The sequence below is a fragment of the Hanstruepera neustonica genome (genome assembly GCF_002895005.1).
Classification (GTDB): Bacteria; Bacteroidota; Bacteroidia; order Flavobacteriales; family Flavobacteriaceae; genus Hanstruepera; species Hanstruepera neustonica.
On record NZ_POWF01000006.1, the window covers coordinates 151797 to 172956 of the forward strand.

Annotated in this window: 19 protein-coding genes; 8 read left to right on the forward strand and 11 right to left on the reverse strand. The window is 38.0% G+C overall.

Annotated features, from left to right (window positions below; translation table 11 throughout):
- Positions 1-2 precede the first annotated feature (2 nt).
- The 9 genes from C1T31_RS10115 to C1T31_RS10155 form a co-directional block, all read right to left on the reverse strand.
- Positions 3-515 (reverse strand): Pycsar system effector family protein, encoded by a 513-nt coding sequence (locus C1T31_RS10115; RefSeq protein ID WP_103052376.1) that lies wholly within the window; start codon positions 513-515, stop codon positions 3-5.
- A gap of 5 nt (positions 516-520) precedes the next feature.
- A complete protein-coding gene (locus C1T31_RS10120; protein ID WP_103052377.1) occupies positions 521-1531 on the reverse strand; it encodes an adenylate/guanylate cyclase domain-containing protein in 1011 nt (336 codons plus the stop codon).
- Positions 1531-2280, reverse strand: coding sequence for an adenylate/guanylate cyclase domain-containing protein (locus tag C1T31_RS10125; protein ID WP_103052378.1), 750 nt, complete (start codon positions 2278-2280; stop codon positions 1531-1533). Before C1T31_RS10125 ends, C1T31_RS10120 begins: the two co-directional genes overlap by 1 nt.
- A 64-nt stretch (positions 2281-2344) precedes the next feature.
- Entirely contained in the window at positions 2345-2590 is a 246-nt protein-coding gene (locus C1T31_RS10130; RefSeq protein WP_103052379.1) for a hypothetical protein, read from the reverse strand.
- Between the two features lie 2 nt (positions 2591-2592).
- On the reverse strand, positions 2593-2829 hold the full coding sequence (locus tag C1T31_RS10135) for a DUF2188 domain-containing protein (protein WP_103052380.1): 237 nt from the start codon (positions 2827-2829) through the stop codon (positions 2593-2595).
- A 5-nt stretch (positions 2830-2834) separates the two neighbouring features.
- Positions 2835-3068: a hypothetical protein gene (locus C1T31_RS10140; protein WP_103052381.1), complete on the reverse strand. Its 234-nt coding sequence runs from the start codon at positions 3066-3068 to the stop codon at positions 2835-2837.
- Positions 3069-3128: 60 nt separating this feature from the next.
- Positions 3129-4370, reverse strand: a complete 1242-nt coding sequence (locus C1T31_RS10145; protein ID WP_103052382.1) for a restriction endonuclease subunit S — start codon at positions 4368-4370, stop codon at positions 3129-3131.
- Positions 4370-5899, reverse strand: coding sequence for a type I restriction-modification system subunit M (locus tag C1T31_RS10150; RefSeq protein ID WP_103052383.1), 1530 nt, complete (start codon positions 5897-5899; stop codon positions 4370-4372). The genes C1T31_RS10145 and C1T31_RS10150 overlap by 1 nt, the downstream gene beginning before the upstream one ends.
- A 5-nt stretch (positions 5900-5904) precedes the next feature.
- Positions 5905-6468 (reverse strand): restriction endonuclease subunit S, encoded by a 564-nt coding sequence (locus tag C1T31_RS10155; protein ID WP_103052384.1) that lies wholly within the window; start codon positions 6466-6468, stop codon positions 5905-5907.
- Between the two features lie 168 nt (positions 6469-6636).
- Here C1T31_RS10155 and C1T31_RS10160 point away from each other — a divergent pair, with 168 nt between their 5' ends.
- Complete coding sequence (locus C1T31_RS10160) at positions 6637-6987, forward strand: GIY-YIG nuclease family protein (protein WP_103052385.1); 351 nt, start codon at positions 6637-6639, stop codon at positions 6985-6987.
- A gap of 196 nt (positions 6988-7183) precedes the next feature.
- On the opposite strand, the gene C1T31_RS10165 is transcribed toward C1T31_RS10160, so the two are convergent.
- Positions 7184-8668, reverse strand: coding sequence for a M61 family metallopeptidase (locus C1T31_RS10165; RefSeq protein WP_103052386.1), 1485 nt, complete (start codon positions 8666-8668; stop codon positions 7184-7186).
- 163 nt (positions 8669-8831) lie between these two features.
- Here C1T31_RS10165 and C1T31_RS10170 point away from each other — a divergent pair, with 163 nt between their 5' ends.
- From C1T31_RS10170 to C1T31_RS10195, 6 genes are all read left to right on the forward strand, one after another.
- Positions 8832-9644 carry a hypothetical protein gene (locus C1T31_RS10170; RefSeq protein ID WP_243398930.1) on the forward strand — a complete coding sequence of 271 codons (813 nt, stop codon included), beginning with the start codon at positions 8832-8834 and terminating at the stop codon, positions 9642-9644.
- On the forward strand, positions 9644-10981 hold the full coding sequence (locus tag C1T31_RS10175) for an NAD(P)-binding domain-containing protein (RefSeq protein WP_103052404.1): 1338 nt from the start codon (positions 9644-9646) through the stop codon (positions 10979-10981). Before C1T31_RS10170 ends, C1T31_RS10175 begins: the two co-directional genes overlap by 1 nt.
- A gap of 69 nt (positions 10982-11050) precedes the next feature.
- Complete coding sequence (locus C1T31_RS10180; protein ID WP_103052387.1) at positions 11051-12826, forward strand: cytochrome c3 family protein; 1776 nt, start codon at positions 11051-11053, stop codon at positions 12824-12826.
- Positions 12805-14034, forward strand: a complete 1230-nt coding sequence (locus C1T31_RS10185) for a cytochrome c3 family protein (protein ID WP_103052388.1) — start codon at positions 12805-12807, stop codon at positions 14032-14034. The genes C1T31_RS10180 and C1T31_RS10185 overlap by 22 nt, the downstream gene beginning before the upstream one ends.
- 8 nt (positions 14035-14042) lie before the next feature.
- Positions 14043-15641, forward strand: a complete 1599-nt coding sequence (locus C1T31_RS10190) for a hypothetical protein (protein WP_123912661.1) — start codon at positions 14043-14045, stop codon at positions 15639-15641.
- Positions 15642-15644: 3 nt separating this feature from the next.
- Complete coding sequence (locus tag C1T31_RS10195; RefSeq protein ID WP_103052390.1) at positions 15645-16463, forward strand: hypothetical protein; 819 nt, start codon at positions 15645-15647, stop codon at positions 16461-16463.
- Between the two features lie 2 nt (positions 16464-16465).
- On the opposite strand, the gene ccsA is transcribed toward C1T31_RS10195, so the two are convergent.
- A complete protein-coding gene (ccsA, locus tag C1T31_RS10200; protein WP_103052391.1) occupies positions 16466-19552 on the reverse strand; it encodes a cytochrome c biogenesis protein in 3087 nt (1028 codons plus the stop codon).
- Between the two features lie 641 nt (positions 19553-20193).
- Here ccsA and C1T31_RS10205 point away from each other — a divergent pair.
- A partial coding sequence (locus tag C1T31_RS10205) for an immunoglobulin-like domain-containing protein (RefSeq protein ID WP_123912662.1) occupies positions 20194-21160 on the forward strand: 967 nt, incomplete at its 3' end.

Genomic DNA, 21160 nt, shown 5'->3' on the forward strand with positions numbered 1-21160 from the left:
TTTTATTTCTTGTAAATGAAAAATGCAAAAAGTCCAGCTATTAATGGAGTAATAATTCCAGCAATAGTTATCCAACAGGAGAAAGTAAAATAATCATATTTACGCTTTGCAATTCCTGAATTAACTATAATTTGATCAGCTAATTGCTCGTGATAAGGTTGAACCTCATCATCAGTCTTATAAAATTCAATTACTTCATTTATTTTCTTATCCTTTAAGGTATCAAAAAACAGAAAATTGTCTTTACCAGGGTTTAAATTAAATGTTGGTGCAATTTGTTTAAGTCTTGGTATAAAAGAAAGCAATGCTACTATTGTACTAAAAGTTAAACAAATAAAAGCTATTGTTAAGTACCATTTAAGAATCTCGATATCCTTAATAAAATTAAATTCTATAATTTGTGCGACTCCAAAAACAACCACTCCATTCAATGCAATTATCATTGCGTTTTTAGCCTCTGCAAAACGCAACCACTCATTTATATTTTGAAATACAACTAATAATTTTTCTTCCATAATCTTTAAATTTTTTCTATAACAGATTTATAGATTGAGCCACCATAAATCTTACCTGAATAATTTTCAATTTTTATTTCTTGTATTTTCCACCACCTTTTAGTTATTGAATCAGCATTAGGACAAGCTTTTTTAAAACCTTCGTAGACTGTCTCTGAAAGTAATATAGGACTTGTATTTATCTTCTTTTCTACTTTTTTTAGGCTTTTAATATCGCCATGATAACTATATGACACCCCATTTTCTGAATCTCTAATCCCATCTAAAAACTCCTCTTTAGATAACACTATTTTTCTTTTTTTGGGACCACCCTCATTTTTACTCTCTATACCCATAAACGGTGATCCACCAATCGGACTGATTCTTCCAAATAGAAAACCATAATCAATAACCTCAACCTCTATTTCAAAATTCGATTTCACAAATCCCTTATTTGCCTGATCGGTTAGCTTTGAAGCTATATTACAAGCATTACCCAGCCAAACTAAAGACTTATATTCTCTGGATTCATCACCTCTTTTAATTGTACCCGTTTTAACAACTAATAATTTCCCATAGTCAATGCCTATACCACATTTTATTTCGTTATGCTTAAAATGCTTATTGATTATATATTCAGAAACGGTATAAAGAAGAATAGCTGAGTCAATTGCGTTTTTAAAACAATCTTTTTCATCAAAGACAACCATAACCCTATCGCCAATTATATTTCTTACTTTACCTCCATAGTATTCTGCCGCCTGCACCATTGCTCTTACGAAAGCACTATATAACTTTGCAAGAGTTGGTCTTAGATGACTACCAGATATTTCTGTAGATTTTCTAATATCAATGAATAACACACACGTTTCAATTTCAACGGCAGACAACTTATTATTCCTAAAATCTGGAAAGGTTAAACTTCCAGAATCAACTTTTGGTACTACAGCTGTAGAAGCAACATTAACCTTGAATTGGCTATCTACCATAGCCTTTACTTCTTCATTAATTCCCCATAAATGTCTTTCTAATCCCATTATTTTAATTCTGTTGTTTTATAATACTTATAACTAACTCCTCTTAAAGTCCCAACTGGCTTAGGGTTAGAAGTAACCCAACGTGCAGGTATTTTTGATTTTTCACCATTTGCTAATAATTGTTGCTTATAGGCATCTATCTTCTTTTCAATATGATAGAAATTGATTTTCTTGTCTTCACTTATTGATTCTAACCTGAAAAGTTCTGTTACTGGTTTACCAACAACCGTATATTCTTCGTAGAAAATCGAATCATTACAGTAGTAAACTATTTCACCAAAATGCAGTGCAATTTTCGAGTAATAATTAGTATTAATAGTTTTTTCAATGATTTCCTTGGCACATAAATCAGCTTGTCTAATATTATAACCCACGTTATCTTCAGAAAAAGGTGGTCCGAATATGGCAATTATACCATCTCCTATTACCTTATCAATTTCTCCACCATGCTTATAAATGATGGGTATCACAATATCATAATAATCGTCCAGAACTTTAGCAATTCCTTTACCACTAAGATTAGTAAATCGAGTTGAAAAACTACAAATATCAATAAACAGAAATGCCAGATTAGCAGGATCACGATCTCTAAAATGTCTTTCATATGCACCCCCGAGATTTGAAATTCGCTTTTGAATAGAAAATTGCAATGATTCATTCATCATACTATTTTCCAAATCCAAATTGGCAATAGCGCTATGCTTATTATACTTTTTATTAAACTCTTTTATTAATCTTAAATTTGCCATTCAATACCTAGTTTAAACTTGCTCTATCTGCTGTAACAGCAGCATCATATTCTGTGCGGTTATTTTATTTTTTTAAATATGTTATTCTTCCTTTGACCTGCTCTAAACTTTTGATATTATTATCATACTCACAAACTACATTCAAGTAAACTTCATTATTGATATTTAAATTCACACTAACATCCTTAAGTTTTTCTAGCTTTCCATTTAATATCCTATGGCATTCCAAATAAAGCTTTTGCATATCGCTATCAAACTCCTTCTTTTGCTTAGGTGTAAGTTCATTTAATATTTTTAATACTTCCTTCATAACTAATGCTTTTTATCTTTAGGCGGATTAGGGTCATTACCATAACTGTTAGGGTTTTGGATTTTACCATCACGCTTATGAGGTATTAGCTCTGAACCTTCTTGTTTAGCTTTATCCCTACTCCATTTCATAGCATCTTCTTTTTTATCAAAATGTTTGGATGCACGCTTTGCGTTTTCTCGTTTTGAGTCCCAACCTCCATCTGGATTGGGTACCACATGTCTTTCTTTTCTTGCCATAATTTTTATTTTTTTAGTAATTGTTTTATTTCTCCTTCAGATGCTACTGGTTCTTCAGAAGCCCAATCATTCAATTGATTAATAATATCGGTAAAAGCTTCTTCACTTTCCGCAACCTCAATTAGGTTCTTTATTCTCATTAGCTCATCTGAAGACGCCTGTGTCAGGTCAAACGACAATGAATTGTTACATTTAACAGCATGTATAACTGACGCTCTCCTCATTAATTTTAGTCTCATCTTTAGTATCTTTTTTAAATAAATAGTCTGGAAATTTTAAAACGACCATTTTTTTTCATTTTATTTAATATTAAGTCTTTTTTTACCTGTTAATAGCTTCTGCATAAGTCCTTTTTTCTGCTCCTTTAATTGGTCTCTTTTTTGTATTAAAAGATCAATCTCTTTTTGTGCAGCATTAAGAACGTCTACAATAGCTTGCTGCTCTTCAATACCAGGTAGCTCTATTTCTTCCTTTTTAAACAACTTGAAGTTAAAGGTCATTTTCTCTATATGAACGCCATAACTGCTTCGATACGTTTGGTGATAGAAATATGGTGTTTGAGAATACCAATTCAAATACTCCATAATAAGTGTCCCCTTATTTTGAGGTATAACAGCTATATATGAACCGGATATTTTCATGTTATTGAACTCTTCTGTTACCAAACCTGAAGCTCCATGTAAAATTTGCATTTTGGACATTAAAAAATCTCCTGTTTTAGCAGTAAAGAGGCTTTTGGTTAATATTTTTTCACCTTTAAGACTATCACGGTGAAACAATCCTCCTGAGCGTCTCCTCACACTAATTAGGTCATATATTTCGTTATCGTCCCAAGCTACCGGCCTACTCACTTTTTTAAATAGCTCTTGATAGGTCCAAGTAGTCCATTCATCATTAAACCCCTTAAGACGCTTTTTACCTGATAGCAATTGTTGCATCAAGCCTTTTTTTTGCAGTCTCTTACAGCCAATAAGCTTGGAAATGTCTTGAATTGCTTTGTCCCAAGTATTTAGACATTTGGCTATAACTTTTTGTTCACTAGCTTCAGGGAGTGGAAAATAAAACTTCTTTAAGTTACTACCATTTATAGAGTTTATTGTTGCGCCTAGATTTCGATGTATTTCCCTGTAATAGTAGTCTGTATCAAATAAATGAAATAAATAATCGTTATGAACACTCCTGTAAACACCCATAAATGCTCCAAATGCCATACCTTCTGCTTGTTCATTTATTTTAGCATTTTTACCTATTAGAGATTTACTTCCATTTCGCACGCATATTAATATATCTCCTTTACGAACTGGATTAAAACCTCCTTCATTTACATCTACAAATACGTTATCCTCAAAAATTATTTGTCTCTCATTTACATTTGATGATCTTAAAACTAACACACCATTATTGTCAATATCATTTGGTTTGTACGTTAGACCTGAAAGTACATACCCCAAATCTTTCAATTGTTTTATAGACCAACTTTCAGGAATCAATCCCAGTTTGGTCTTTTTATAACCTCTCTTATGTTTTTCTACTGCTTCCATTACAGTCCTAATTCTTTTAAATAAGATTGCATTTGGGCTTGTACTTCGGCTAGTTCTTTCTCCAACGTGTTTATTTGTGCTTGGACTGCAGGGATATTGACTTCTGCCTCAGGTTCAAACGTATCTACATAACGCGGGATATTGAGGTTAAAGTCATTTTCCTTGATCTCCTTAAAAGTAGCAACATAACTGTACTTCTCTTCGGCAACACCCTCTTTAAGTTCACCATTTACAAAAGCTTTATAGGTATCCACAATTTTAGGAATGTCTTTATCTTCTCTCAGTCTGTTTTGGTTTTTACCACTTTCGTAATGCTCACTGGCATCAATAAACAAAACGTTAGTATTATCTCCCTTCCCTTTATTAAAGATTAATACAGCCGCTGGTATACCAGTGCCATAAAATAAGTTAGAAGGCAAACCAATAACAGCTTCAAGCTGGTTATCTTCGATAGTTTTTTGTCTAATCTTAGCTTCACTGCTTCCTCTAAATAACACACCATGAGGCACCACTACACCAACCTTTCCACTACCTTCATATGCAGACTCTAACATATGGGAAATAAATGCCCAATCACCTTTACTTTTTGGTGGAACTCCTCGCCAAAACCTGTTGTATCTATCACTGCCTGCCTCGTCAGCACCCCATTTATCAAGTGAAAATGGCGGATTTGCAACCACCGTATCAAATTTCATTAAGGCATCACCTTCTTTATGTTTTGGATTTCTGATGGTATCTCCCCAACGAATGGAAGCACTATCAAAACCATGCAAAAACATATTCATAACCCCTAATGCCCAGGTACTCCCATTAGCTTCTTGTCCATATAGATGGAAGTCGTTAGTACCAACCTCCTTTCCAGCTTTAATTAGCAAAGATGCCGAACCGCATGTTGGATCGTAAATACGAGATCCAGGCTTACTCTTTGTAAGTTTAGCTATGAGTGTAGATACTTCAGCCGGCGTGTAGAATTCTCCCGCTTTCTTCCCAGCATCGCTTGCAAAATTCTTAATCAAATACTCATACGCATCACCAATAATATCTCTACGCTCTAGATGCGAAGGAGACAGATCCAGCTCATTGAAATCAAATAACAGCTTCTTAATGCGGTCTTTCTTTTGTTTTTCATCACCAAGATTAGAACTGTTAAATGAGATGTTTCTAAAAATACCTGAACCATCCTCACTTGTTAGCTTTTCACGATTTGCTTCTTCCAAATCAGCCAGGCCAATATCAATGATTTCACCGATGTTGTTTTCATTTCTATTCTCAAAAAAGTAATCAAACCTACTGTTATTTGGCACAACGAAACGTTCCATGCTCATGGCACGATCAACACGTGCTAAATCACCTTCATATTTTTCTGAATATGCCTTTCGTTTTTCCTTATCTACGTCGTTAACGTATTTAATGAATAGCATGGTAAGTATATAGTCCTTGTATTGACTTGGATCAATAACTCCTCTAAAGGTACCACAGGCACTCCATACAATTCTTTCTATATCTCTTTCTTTAACTATTTGTTCCATTACTTTTATTTTTGAATTAATCTTAATAATTGTTCGTTTAAAACTTGGTTTTTCAATATTGCTATTTCTTGATTCAACTGCGCTTCATTTATTTTCAATCTATCTATTGACAGGATTAATTCCTGCTCTTTTAATGATGGCAGATTAATTTCTAAATCCCCTATTATACTTTTACTTATAGAAGGAATCCCACTTCCTTTGTGAGAATGCTCCAATAGGGTTTGAGTTTGCGGATGATTTATAAACCATGAAATAAAACCAGGGATCACTTTATTTTGATCAAATTGACGCAAAACAATAAACATTGAAGAAGCCACGGCAGGCTGTACTTCATTATTATAAGTAAATGCAAAATGATTAGAGCCCTTTGCCGCAATAATAACATCTCCTTTGCCTAAGTAGTGTTTCTCATTAATATTATAACTAAAAACTTCAGGCTTTAATAAAGGATCAAGCTCATTATAGGTATTAAAATCTCGCGCCTGCAAGTAATAAACATCACCAACTCTCTCTGTCTTTACGTAGACCCCTGTACTAATTTGACAAATATTTCTTATCTTTAACTTCATTTAATATTCAGTAATTAAAGTACAAATATACAAAAAATATTTGAATAAACAAATTTATTTTCCAGTAATGGTTCTACTAATTGTATAAATTAAATGTAAACATAATAATTATGAAGATCATTTTACCTATTTTTAAAAAACCTTAAGGAAAGGATTGATTTAAAGATTATGCCCAAAACCCAATATCGCATTTACGTGGTGGAACTCAAAAAGAAGGTGTTCACCGAAAACGCCAAGTTTCGTGCTGCCAATCCGCAGTTTAATGGGGTATTGGAATGCCTGTATGTGGGTATGACGAGTAAAACACCCCAAGAGCGTTTACAACAACATAAAACGGGCTACCGCAATAGCAAGGGTGTGAAGTTGTCATCCAATATTGTTCAAAAATATGGTTCTTACCTCCGCCCTAGTTTGTATAATCATATTGCCCCTGTGAGTACACGGGCAGAAGCCCTCAAACTGGAGCGTGCTTTGGCTTTGGAGTTACGACGGAAAGGGTATGCGGTGTGGTTTAATTAAAAATACTTTTCTCGATACAATTTTACTTCGTAAAATCACTCGAAATGACAAATAGCCGAGTTTCCTACTCCCAATGACACGAACTTGTCTTGACTTGGTTTTACTACGTTATAAAAATGAGGCCCTTTATTTAGTGATACCTATCAATATCCTGAACCTCCCGACGCTATTGGTCAAGACAGGATGCCCAGTACCTTTACTCCTGCAACCCAAAAATTCCTTGGATGATTGCTTGCTGTAATCCAGACGCGTTTTCTTGTGGTTGTTTGATTAATTGGTCGCCTTCTATTTGGGCATCAAAACCCGCTTGAGTGAGATAGTCGGCTATGGGTATGGTTTTCGTGCCGTAGATATAGTCCTGAAAAAAGGTGGTTAGGTCACTACCGTTTAAGGACTCTAACTTGTTTTTTAAATCCTGCATGGTATAGGCCTTGTCAGCTCCAGCATGGTTGGTGTATAAATCGCGCATCAGGTCATCCAAGCTGTGGGTGTTGTGGCTATTCAAGCGGATGTTTATATCCTGTGCTATGCCAGCAAACAGGCCTCCACCATAAATCAAGCCCCAATGGTCATGCTTTTGGTCACCTTGTACCATTGCTATTGTACCCAAACCTTCATCATGATGATACTTATTGTAAAAGAGATTATTTAAGGCTCCTGTAAAACTATCCTGATTTAAATAGCCAATTTGGTATAATGCCTTGAGTGTGTAATAATTGGTAAAGCCTTCCTTAAACCATTCCATGGTTTCATCAACTGGTAAAAAGGTTTTACCATTCCAGAGGTGGAAGAATTCATGAGCAAAGATAAAATTGGCAATAACCTCTGACATGGCATCACCCTCTTGCTCTATTAAAATACTGATGTTATTACCAATGACTTCACCATCGGTAGCATTGGCTGTATTGATAAAAACGGCAAAGGTAGCCGAGGGTAATTTTGGGAGTCCACCCATGAGATTTTCATAATATTCTAACACTCCCGAAGCCATATTGGCATAGAAGTCCTTTTTGGCGATTACTGACTCGCCACCCAAGGCAAAGATGAGCTTGAGATGGTCTTTTTCAATGATGATTTCCTCCTGATAACCCATAAACAACATAGATTGGGTGAGTTCTTCGGTGTTGGAAACATGATATTGGTTGTTGGTATGTGGTGTGCGTTGCCAGGTGGTTGTGAGTTTCCAGTCTTTAGGTAGTTGACAGGTGACTGTGATGTTGGTGTGCTGGTTACCGTTAACAATTAACAGAGCTCTGGTGGTGGCAAAGATGCCCCAATCGGTATTAAAGGCTACGCCATCCAAACCACTACTCCAGGTGTAGTCTTCATGCGTTAAGTTCACCGTATAGGAAAGCGTGAGTGTTTGGTTGTGGGGTGCCCGCATCAACCAGGTGGCATTATCCAAATCTTGTATGGCATATTCTTGGTTGTTACTATCTTGAAGCTTCACATTGGAGATAAAGGTTGCCCACCGATCTGGTAACTGGTTGGCCCCAGGTGCCATAGACAAGGTGTCACTTTTGGGCATAAATGTATAGCGGATGTGTGCTTGTCGTTCGGCTAAATTTTTAATCGTAATGGTATACTGGGTTTTGGGGTTGACAGCATGAGCGGCCATTGCTATCAACAGCATTAAGACTGTTACTATTAATGGTTTTAAATTGATTTTTTTATTCGTCATGTTTTGATTGATTAGGTTTGGTTTGTACTAACATAACGATTAACCGAAGTTTTCGTTACAATTTTCAGGAGTTTTTGGGTTGCAGTTGTTATATTGAAAAGGCTAGGAAAAAGAATCTAGAAATTTTATTACATTAGATGCATTATAACATAAGTCATTAACATTGAGTAAGACAGCCCATCAAATCTATATTGGTATCCTAGTCTCCATTATAGTCATTGTAACCGCCTATTTAGCCATTAATGGCTATTCATATTATTCAACCGCTTTAGAAGAGCGTTTTTATCACCCTAAACACAGTTGGTTTAAACCCAGTGGCCTGTTTGGACAAGGTCTGGGCGTGTTTGGCACCCTGATGATGTTGATTGGGGTTTCGGTGTATATCTTGCATAAACGTTATAATATTCTGGGCAGGCATGTGCGATTGAAGTACCTGTTGGAATTCCATATCTTTCTATGTACCCTCGGTCCTATTTTAATCCTGTTTCATACGGCGTTTAAATTTGGTGGTATTGTATCCATTGCATTCTGGAGTATGGTGGCTGTGGTTGCCAGTGGTGTGATTGGACGGTTTATCTACATCCAAATACCACGTACCATTGAGGGTCGTGCCTTAAGCTTGAGTGAAGTGCAGAACATGAAAACCGATATTGCCCAAGTATTGCGTGAAGATTATCAGGTTGCCGAAACCGATATCAATCTGTTTGTTAATTATACCACGGATAAAACGCTATCGCTTTCCAGTATCAAGCAGGTTATTAAAAACAACAACCTGTCTAAAACCGATAGCAAAAACCTGTTGAAGATGCTTCAAGGTGAACGCAGCTTATCTAAAAAGATTGCGCGCCTAGAGACCATGAAGCAATACTTTAAATACTGGCATGTAGCCCACATGCCCTTTGCATTAATTATGCTGGTGATTGTCATCATCCATATTGTGGTGGCCTTTACCTTTGGCTATAAATGGATTTTTTAATGAGCGATTTGTTACTGGAAGAAATCATTGTGTACGGTGCCGTGTTTTTACTATGCGCCCTGATTATTGGTTTCTATCTATTGAAGAAAAACAAATCATCCAAAGTGGTGGCACAAAAGGTGGCTACGGCCAAGGAAGAGGGTTTGTTTGAACCGGTATCCCTACATCCCTACATCAATCCGGATATATGTATTGGCAGTGGTGCCTGTGTACGCGCCTGTCCTGAAAAGGATATTCTGGGTATTGTGAATGGGAAGGCTACCGTTATTAATGCCTCCAACTGTGTGGGACATGGTGCCTGTTTTCACGCTTGTCCGGTTGAAGCCATTTCGCTACGAATCGGTACGGAAACCCGTGGTGTGGATTTACCCCATGTTAATCAAAACTTTGAAACCAATATGCCTGGTATTTTTATAGCCGGGGAATTGGGTGGCATGGGCCTTATTAAAAACAGTGTGGAGCAAGGTCAGCAAGCTATGGACAGCATTGCCAAAAGCAAAAGCAAAGCCTCTGAAACCGAATATGATGTGGCTATTGTAGGCGCAGGTCCTGCAGGTATTTCAGCTACCCTAGCTGCCAAAAAGCATGGTTTGAAGGCGATAACCCTGGAGCAGGATTCTCTAGGGGGTACTGTTTATACGTTCCCCAGAGCCAAGGTTGTGATGACATCACCCATGGAATTGCCTTTGCATGGTAAGGTTAAGTTGTTCAACACCTCCAAAGATGAGCTGTTGACTATTTGGAATGAGGTTATCGATAAACACGATTTAGACATAGTAGAGCAAACCAAAGTTGAGGATATCGTACCACAAGCTAATCAAACCTTCAAGGTGGTGACTAATCAAAACACCGAATATGTTGCCCAGAATGTCCTGTTGGCTATTGGCAGACGCGGTACACCGCGTAAATTGGACGTTCCGGGAGAAGTTTCAGAAAAAGTGGCATACCGTTTACTGGATTCGGAAACCATTGAAAACAAACAGGTACTGGTTGTTGGTGGTGGCGACTCGGCCATTGAGTCTGCCCTATTACTCAAAGACCGTAATACCGTGACTTTATCCTACCGAAAGGATAAGTTTTCGCGGTTGAAGCCTGCTAATAAGGATAACGTTCTAAAAGCCGAACAAGATGGTTCCTTACAAATTATTTTTGAGTCTAATGTGACTGAAATCAATGATAATCACGTACATTTAGAATTACAGGATGGTTCAACCACCGTTTTAGACAATGATTTGGTCTATATTTTTGCCGGTGGTGAATTGCCCACCAAGTTTCTGGAACGTGCGGGAATTGAAATCACCAAACGCTTTGGTTACATTGTGAAAAAGTATCGCTAACAGATTTTGAATAGAGCGTATTTGACATATGGTTTCATTTTAGGTTTCCTATTTATAGGAATCCGCACTATGGCACAAATATCCCCAGGTGACCTGACCAAGGCGCATGCCAAATTGGAAGGTATGGGTAATTGTACCCAGTGTCACGAATTGGGTGATAAGGTTACCAATACGAAATGCTTGGACTGCCATGATGAGATTAGTAACCTGATGAACCAAAACCGTGGATTCCATGCCAGTCGCGAGGTGAAAACGCAATCGTGTACCAAGTGCCATAGCGAACACCACGGCCGAAACTTTGATATGGTGCGCTTTGATTCCAAATCGTTTGACCATAACAAAACGGGGTATACCCTTGAAGGCGCCCATAAATCGGTGGACTGCAAACAATGTCATCAAGCTTCCCATATTGCGGATGCTGACATTAGAAAGCGGGCGGATACGTATTTAGGGCTGCAAACTAATTGTTTGTCCTGTCATGATGACTTTCATCAGGGTAGTATGCCCAATGATTGTTTGAAATGTCATAGTATGGAGGCTTTTTCACCAGTTGCCAATTTTGACCATAACGACACTGCGTTCCCTCTTAATGGTAGTCATGCCACTGTTGACTGTAAGGAATGCCACAAAGTTACCATTAAAGATGGTAAGGAATTTCAACAGTTTAAAGGGTTGGCATTTAATGATTGTAAGGCTTGCCATACTGATCCGCATCAAGGAAACTTACCGGGTGCCTGTGCGCAATGCCATAGCGAGAGTTCGTTTAGTGCCTTTAACGGTACTGGCCGTTTTAACCATACCGTAACTGGATTTAATTTAAATGGTCAGCATAAAAGCATCAACTGTTTTGAATGCCATACCAAAAGCAGTAGTCCTACAACCGTATTTCAAGATAAAACCGCTGTAGCCGAAAGTAATTGTGTGGCCTGTCATCAAGATCCGCATGAGAATAAATATGGTCAGGATTGTGCCAAGTGCCATCAGGAACAGAGTTTTATAGCTTTAAAAGCTATGGACTTTTTTGATCATAGTGTCACTGATTTTCCTCTGGAAGGTCAGCATCAATCTGTAGATTGCAGAGCCTGCCATGAAAAGCGCTTCTCTACGCCTATTGATTTTACAGCCTGCCAAAATTGTCATGATGATTATCATCAGGGGCAATTTGCTGAAGGCGGTATTTCACCGGACTGTGATACTTGCCATTCGTTAGAGCAACCATTTACCTTTACCTCCTTTTCTATTGACAAACACCAAGACACCGCATTCCCTTTGGCTGGAGCACATGCGGCAACACCTTGTTTTGCCTGTCATGTAGACGAAGCCTCCAAGCGTTGGGAGTTTCGGGATATTGGTATAGCCTGTATTGATTGTCATGATAATATTCATGAGAATGCCATTCCTGAACGCTATTATCCAGAGCAAAACTGTGCGTCTTGCCATGGCCCCGAAGCCTGGGATGCCGTAAATTTTGATCACAATCAAACTGATTGGCCACTTACCGGTCGTCATTTAGAGGCTGCCTGTAGCCAGTGTCATTTTGAAATTTCTGAAAAAGAGACGATTATATCGCAGAATTTTACTAATTTAAACACAGATTGTGCATCATGCCATGAGAATATTCACGACGATAGTTTTGCAGTAAATGGTGTGACCGAATGTTCCCGATGCCATGTAACCAGTAGCTGGTTGCCAGAAAAGTTCAACCATAATGACACCCGATTCCCATTAACCGGAAAGCATGAAGAGTTGGATTGTAGAGCCTGCCATGAGTCACAAAATAATCAAGGAGAACCAACCGTTATCTATAAGTTAAACAAATTGGAATGTATAGACTGCCATTCATAATCGTTTTGATATGCCTCTCTTGCACGGCATTATGGGCACAATCGCCACATGGAGATGGTCTGAAGATAGACTGTTCACAATGTCATAATCCTGATGGTTGGACTGTGGATTACCGAACCACAACCTTTGACCACAGTACGACCAATTTTACCTTGGAGGGTGCTCATAAGAATACCGATTGTAAATCCTGCCACAACACACTGGTATTTGATAATACGCCGAATGATTGCTTATCCTGTCATACCGATGTGCACGAGCAATCGGTTGGTAATGATTGTGTACGCTGTCATAACACCCAAAACTGGCTCGTTTTTAATGTGCCAGAAATCCATGAAGCCAATGGTTTTCCTTTAATTGGGGCCCACTTTAATGTCAATTGTAGTGAATGCCATCAAGGAGACAACGGTCTGATATTTACGCCTGTGGGAAATGAGTGTATTGAATGTCATCAAACCGATTTTATGGCCACAACCAGTCCTAACCATAGTATTTCTGGATTTTCAACGGATTGTACGGAATGCCACTCGCCTACTGGCATGGGATGGGGTGCTGATGGGTTTATACATGACTTCTTCCCGTTAACAGGCGGCCATCATATACAAGATTGTAGCCGTTGTCATGATGTTAGCAATTTTTCAGATATATCACCGGAATGTGTATCCTGTCATGAGGATGACTATATCGCTACCACCAATCCGAACCATACCAGTGCCGGATTTCCAACCAATTGTGCCGAGTGTCATTCTACGGGACCTGGCTGGACTCCAGCGACTATTAATCATGACTTTTTCCCTTTAAGTGGTGGACATGATATCAACGATTGTACCGCTTGCCATATTAACGGTAATTACACCAATACACCAACCGACTGTGTGGCCTGCCATCAAGACGATTACAATACCACCAATGACCCTAACCATCAGGCCGCTAATTTCCCAACGGATTGTGCCTCCTGTCATACGACCAATCCAGGCTGGACGCCAGCTACCTTTGACCATGACGGACAGTATTTTCCAATCTATACAGGCAGGCATGATAACGAGTGGAGTTCCTGTACCGATTGCCATACCAACTCGAATGACTATTCGGTATACACCTGTATCACTTGTCATACTCAAGGAAACACCGCTGATCAGCATGAAGACGTGAATGATTACGTCTATCAAAGTAGTGCCTGTTTACAATGTCATCCAGATGGTTCTGATTAATGCTTAAGATGAAACAACTCCTTTTAGGTTTACATATTATCATACTGTTTCATTCCGTTTCTCTATTTTCTCAAGAGCAGCAGAATAATACCTTGCAGGGAACCGTTTCCTTTGTGACGTCTTCCAATATTTATGTGAAGTTCTCTTCAACAGACGCTATTTCGGTTGATGATGTACTCCAATTCAATGGCACGGATTGTTTAAAGGTAACCGTCAAATCGTCTACATCGGTTGTTTGCGTTCCCATTAATGACTGTGAGTTGCAAACAGGCGATACGGTTATATATACCTTGCCTGCCGTTGCTCCAGTAACAGAAGTCATTGAAGATAATGTGGATGACAGTATTCCAGCTGAAGTTGCCGTACCACAAACCGTTCCCGAAGAAAAGGAAACCCTTTACAAAGAATTCATAACGGGACGTGTGAGTTTGGCTAGTTATAATCAATTTTCCGATGTCAGAGATGATAATCAGCGTTTATTGGGTCGTGTATCCTTGAACGCTAATCATATTGGTGGTGGTAAGTTTTCGGTTGAAACGTTTCTGTCCTATCAAAATCTCATTACAGTTGCCGATAACTATTCGGGGCGTACAGATATTTTCAATGTGTACAACCTCAATGTTCAGTATGATTTCACACCTACCCTTTGGGCCGCTGTGGGACGAAAAATCAATCCGAAAGCTTCTGTATTTGGAGCTAACGATGGTTTACAGGTAGAGAAATATTTTGGCCCATTTTATGCGGGCGGTATTGTTGGATTTCGGCCAGACGTATTTGATTATGGCTTTAATTCAGATTTATTTCAATATGGTGGTTATGTTGGTGTGGAAACCACTAATAGTCATTTTAGGAGTACCACCACCGTTGGTGCTATGGAACAAACCAATCAAGGTGCTACCGATAGACGGTATCTTTTCTTTCAACATTCCAGTACGATTGCTAAGGATCTGGGTTTGTTTGTATCTTCGGAGCTGGATTTATTTAACCCACAAGGGGATGTTCGTTTGACCAATCTTTACTCGTCCTTGCGATACCGCTTTAGTCGATATGCCAATATTATGGTATCCTATGATTCGCGAAAACGCATTATCTATTATGAAACCTTTCAGTCGCAAATCGATCAAATATTGGATGATGATTTAGCCAGACAGGGTTTCAGAGCACGACTGAACTTGAGACCCATAAAATATATTTGGCTGGGCGGAAGCTATAGTAAACGTTTTGCCAGTGATCAACAAAATAAATCGGATAACTATTTTGGTTATTTGACTTTTGCCAATATTCCGAAAGTAGGTGGGCGTTTGAATGGTTCCTATAATTTGAACCAAAACAACTATCTAACCAGTAATATTATCTCTGTAAGATATTCACGCTCCCTCTTTAAGGATTTGCTTTACGCCGAAATATATTACCGAACTGCTGAATATGATTATGAAAACCAACGTACGCCTTACAAACAGGACTATTATGGTACTAATCTAAACTTTAATTTTGCACGGACATGGCAATTTGCTTTATCTGGTGAATATTCCCAATTTGAGGAAGAAAACAATATTCGCGTTTATGCCCAATTGACCAAACGCTTTAGAAGTAAAAAGAACAACTAAATCATGACTCGAACACCCTTAACCCTAACTCTTATTTTTTCAATATTATTCATCAACTCTTGTAAGCAAGGTCCTAAAGTTATTACAGCCACTGAAGACTCCAAGGATCAACCTTCCAGTGGTATTTTTGATAATACACAAACTAATAATAGTAACACATCTGAAAGCACGGCATCCAGTAATGGCTTTATGGAAAACTTGCATGCCGTTGTTGTGAACAAAACGCTTCCTACTGATAAGTATATCTATATGAACGTCACTGAAAATGGACGCTCTTTCTGGATTGCTACACGTAACCAAGATGTTACTATTGGAGAAACCTATTTTTACAAGGATGCTTTATTAAAAACAAATTTTGAAAGTAAGGAGTATCAAAAGACCTTTGATACCATTTATTTGGTTTCCAATATTGTGCCCAAAGTCCATGGCGGGAATAGTTCCATGAATACAGCAGATAACTTTAAAACTCATACGAATCATGATCATTCAGCTCCAGCTTCAACTTCAGAAAATACACCAACAACTCCCCAAAAAGGAACTGTAAGTATTGCTGATGTGGTCAATAATGTGGAACAGTATGAAAACCAAGTGGTAGAAATTACGGGCAAGATTGTGAAAGTCAATCCGAATATCATGGATCGGAATTGGTATCATTTACAAGATGGTACTCAAGATGATTATGATTTTGTGGTAACATCCAACACCTACATTCCTGAAGGGCATACCGTAACCGTCAAAGCTGTGGTGCACCGTGATGTGGATTTTGGTGCTGGGTATCGTTATGACCTTATTTTGGAAAATGGCGAAATCACCAAACACTAGTATCAGCTTATACTAAATTTCCGCTTTCTGATAAACGCCAAAATGCTGATAGCGATGATACAAGCAACAGCCACATAGACCCATGTTGGAATGGGAACTGGATCGCCTGTTGCATAAGAGTGTAACCCTGATAAATAATAATTGACGCCGTAGTAAGTCATTAATACGGAAGCCAGGCCAAATATCGTTGCTAAATTGTAGGCAAACAAACCGCGTAACTTGGGGATTAAGCGCATGTGTAAGATAAATGCATAAACCAAAATTGTTACCAGAGCCCAGGTTTCTTTAGCATCCCATCCCCAATAACGTCCCCAGGATTCGTTGGCCCAAACACCACCTAAATAAGTTCCAATACTGACCATCACCAATCCGCCCATAAGCGTCAACTCACTGATATAGCTCATCTCTTGAACTATACGCTTTATTCTGGATTTGTTACTTTCAGTTAAACAAATCATCAGAATTAAATTGATCAAACCAATGATAGCACCTAACATTAAAAATCCATAACTGCCTGCTTCCATGGATACATGAATGGTAAGCCAATAGGACTTTAATACAGGTACCAACGGTGTAATTTCAGGGTCCAGAAAACTTAATGTCGATACAAACAAAACTGTTCCTGCCAATACCATCGTTGCCGCCAAACCGCCAAATGATTTTCGGGTAAATATCAGTCCAGCTAAAGTGGATGTCCATGCTATGTAGATCATCGATTCATAACCATTACTCCAGGGTGCTCTACCAGAAACATACCAACGCATACCTAATCCCACAGTATGTAATATGAAACCCAGAACAATCAATCCAAAAAGGACATAGTATATTTTCTTGAGATGCCATGAGGGCTTAAATACTGACATAAAGAGCAATACTAATAATACCAGTGCCAATATCATATAGAACCCTGCTAACCGCGTAAAAATATTCATATTGTTCAGCATGATCTCCAATTTTACCTTTAATGGTGATGGCATGATAGATGCTGCTTCTTGAGCCTGAAAATCCTTTAACTCCTGTAACAGATGACCTGCATGCTTATAATCTCCTGTTTTGGTAGCCTCAATCAATGTATTACCATAAGTATTAAAAAAGTTTTGGGCTACGGTAGGATGATCATGATCGTGATTATGACCGGTATAACCATCCCATTGGTGGTTGGGGTCATTGGGTCTCGGTACAATTTTAAAAATACTGCCTGAAAAAACCATATTGACTATGTTCAGACGCTCATCAATCTTCATAAGATCTTTGGCATCAATATCCCGATCAATTGGATCCAGACTGTAAACACGTCTGACCTCTGACTGTAATTTATATTTACCATCGGTACCAAAAAAATCTTTGTATGATGCATATTTGGTGCTGACGCCCAATTGGTTCTTAATTTTTTCACTTTTACCCAAATAAATCATAGGCTCATCATACCATTGTTGTTTGTTGATGAACATACTCAAAACCACTTGATCGGCCGTGAACTCACCCCAACTTTCTATTCTGGATACTTTCCGCATGATTTCCCGAGCCAAGGTATGCATGGGTTTCATGCGTCCTTTAAAATCCTGTACGACAACCGTACTGAAACTTTCGGCATGGTCCTGGGATACCACTTGTTTTTGAGCCATAATGCTTGAACTAGAAAGCATTAGAGCTATTACTAGGAATTGGAATGTTCCACTTTTAGCTCGCAAGTTTTTTATTTTTTGAAGCACACTGTAAAAGCGTGTATTCTTACTAAAAAAGGTCAGTAGCATACCAATAGTCAACAATGCATAACCGATATAGGATATAATAGTTCCCCACCAATCATGATTGACACTTAAGTAGGTCCCTTTTTCATCTTTATCAAATGAGGATTGAAAAAAACGGAAACCTCCATAATCCAAAATATTGTTCATATAGATTCTATAATCCATATTGACGCCTTTATTTGGGTCTATCACCGTTACTTCACTAGCATAAGAAGATGCACTGTTCGTGCCTGGGTAACGTTCCATAATAAAATCGTTCAACTGAACCTGAAACGGGACTTTTACTTCTTTGGAACCATAGGCTATTTTAAACTTGAGACCTTCAAAATCCAAAACCGTTGGAACACCAGGCATGCCTTTATTTCCATAAACCAGGGCTTCTTTTGTTTGCCCTTTTGCCGAGACATTCAAGATTAACGCGACTGTACTCTCATTCTTAACTTTAGGATCACTGGATTGTATTTTCGTATTGGCATTTGTATAAAATTCTGGAAAGACCGTATTGTTGACACCATCTGAATATAAGGCTCTTAATTTTAAGTTAGCCTTCTGACCAGCTTCGATTGTATCCTTTTGCTGGGTAGCCATGACCGTTTCAAAAAGAGTTCTATCCGTACTGAATGATAAGGTGTTATTTTGATATTGAATATTGAATGCTCCTGGTTGAATTTGATTGGAAAAATTATAAACCCGTCCACCAAAGCGTTTTATGTCCCCTTGAGATAGATAGTACTCCTCCCTACCGTTCATGCCAGCGATAACAACTTTTAAGGTTGGCTTTCCATTGTCAGCATCTGTTACGACGGTAAATTCTGGGTTCGGAATAAATTCCTGAAGGGTTACCGTGATTTCATCGTTATCAATCAGATAGTCTTCTGAAAAATCATTGTTTCCCAATGACGCCAATAGTACTGGTTCATCAAAAGCATAGGATTTGCCATTCTTTTCAACATGAAACTTCAAATAGCTTTCAGCTGATAAAAAATAATCACTGGTACCCTGTTCCCGAATGTGCATCACGCCTTCATAACCAAAATACCTGGTAACACCCGCTCCCATAATAATAATGATGATGGCTATATGGAAAGTTAAAACGGCCCATTTTTTCTGTTGCACCATGCGAAACTTAAAAATGTTCACCAATATGGTCCCTCCAAATAACACTAACAATAGCTCAAACCACCAGGCTTTAAAAATTAGTTTTTGTGCAGCACTGGTGCCAAAATCATTTTCAATGAATGTTGCTATTCCGATAGCTGCAGCAAATACTAAAAAATAAAAACCAGCTGCTCTGGTAGTAAATAAACGGGCAATGACTTTATTGATTCTTGTTAACAAGGCTTAATTCTATTTGATAGTTTGATTACGGGAATATAGTATTTTTTATTTTAAATATCACCACTGTCAAAACCTATTTAAACGCCTAAAATCAAAGGATGTTTGCAGGAGTTTGAGTTTTTATATTGATATATGCCTATGATAAAAAAACGCAATACGTGATTATTTTTTAAACTAAAGAACAATTTGTTTGAGTTCGCTAGTTTTAATTGATTGATGTAAAAGCAGCGATTTTTCTGGGATTAGGAGGCTTTTTTCATAATCAACTTCCTTATTTTTATCGATGTAAAGTTAAAAAAATACGATGAAATGCATTTTTTTGTAGGTTTTTTGAATTTTTCTTTTTATTATTGCCTTGTGTAATTTTAATATGTTTTAAAGAGTGAGCTATTATAACAAATTGAATATTGAAGCAACATAACTCACTCATTTTATTGTTTTTACGGTGTTACAAAGAATAAAACGGTATTTTAACGAATAATTTTGTCTAAGGCACAGTATCACAATAATTTCGTTCTATCCCTCTTGAACAGTTAATAGCTAACTATTTCTAAAATATAAGCTAGAGTTCGATTAATCCATTTTAAATTTTAGCTTCATTTTAGTTATTAGTGCGCCCCATAACTTTTAACTATTTGAGTATGAGAAAAATTACGTTACCTACATTTATTTTAGCCTTTTTGGCTACCATTGCTTTTGGTAGTCCTAAAAGTGTAACGCTTGATGATTTCTCTTTGGAAGACAACCAACCTTCGTTTACTTCTAAAGTTTCCATAACGAACCATGTTTCTTTTAATCCTAATTACAGGCGCATTGCAGCAGCCGTGTGTCAAGATATCACTGTTTATCTCGATGGTACTGGTAGTGCTAGTATAGTTCCTGCCGATATTGATAATGGTAGTGTTGGTGATGGATTTTCACTAGATATTTCGAGTTTTTCTTGTGCTGACATTGGATCACCTGTAACTGTAACACTAACAGTTACCGACAGCAGTGATACAACTTCCGATAGTTGTACCGCTCAAGTAACCGTTTTAGATACCACATTACCAACCATAAGCTTAAATGGACCTAATCCGCAAACTATTGAAGCCTGTTCAGCTTACTCTGAATTAGGTGCTATTACAAATGATAATTGTTCAGGAATAGGTGGTTTAGTCATAGATGCTTCTGCAGTGAATACATCTGTAGTTGGATCTTATTCTGTTACTTATGATGTAGCTGATGCATCAGGAAATAATGCGGTGCAAGTCACCCGTACCGTCAATGTGGTGGATACCACTGTGCCAACCATTACTTTAAATGGTTCAGCTACCGTTACCGTGGAAGCCTGTGGTACGTATAATGAATTAGGGGCTACCGCTGATGATGGCTGTTTGGCTATTGGTGCTGTAGTAATTGACAACTCCTCTGTGGATGAAACCACTGTGGGTTCCTATACCGTAACCTATAACGTCAGTGATGCCGCTGGTAATTCGGCTGTGCAAGTCACCCGTACTGTGAATGTGGTGGATACCACTGTGCCAACCATTACTTTAAATGGTTTGTCTACGGTTACCGTGGAAGCCTGTGGTACCTATAATGAATTAGGGGCTACTGCTGATGATG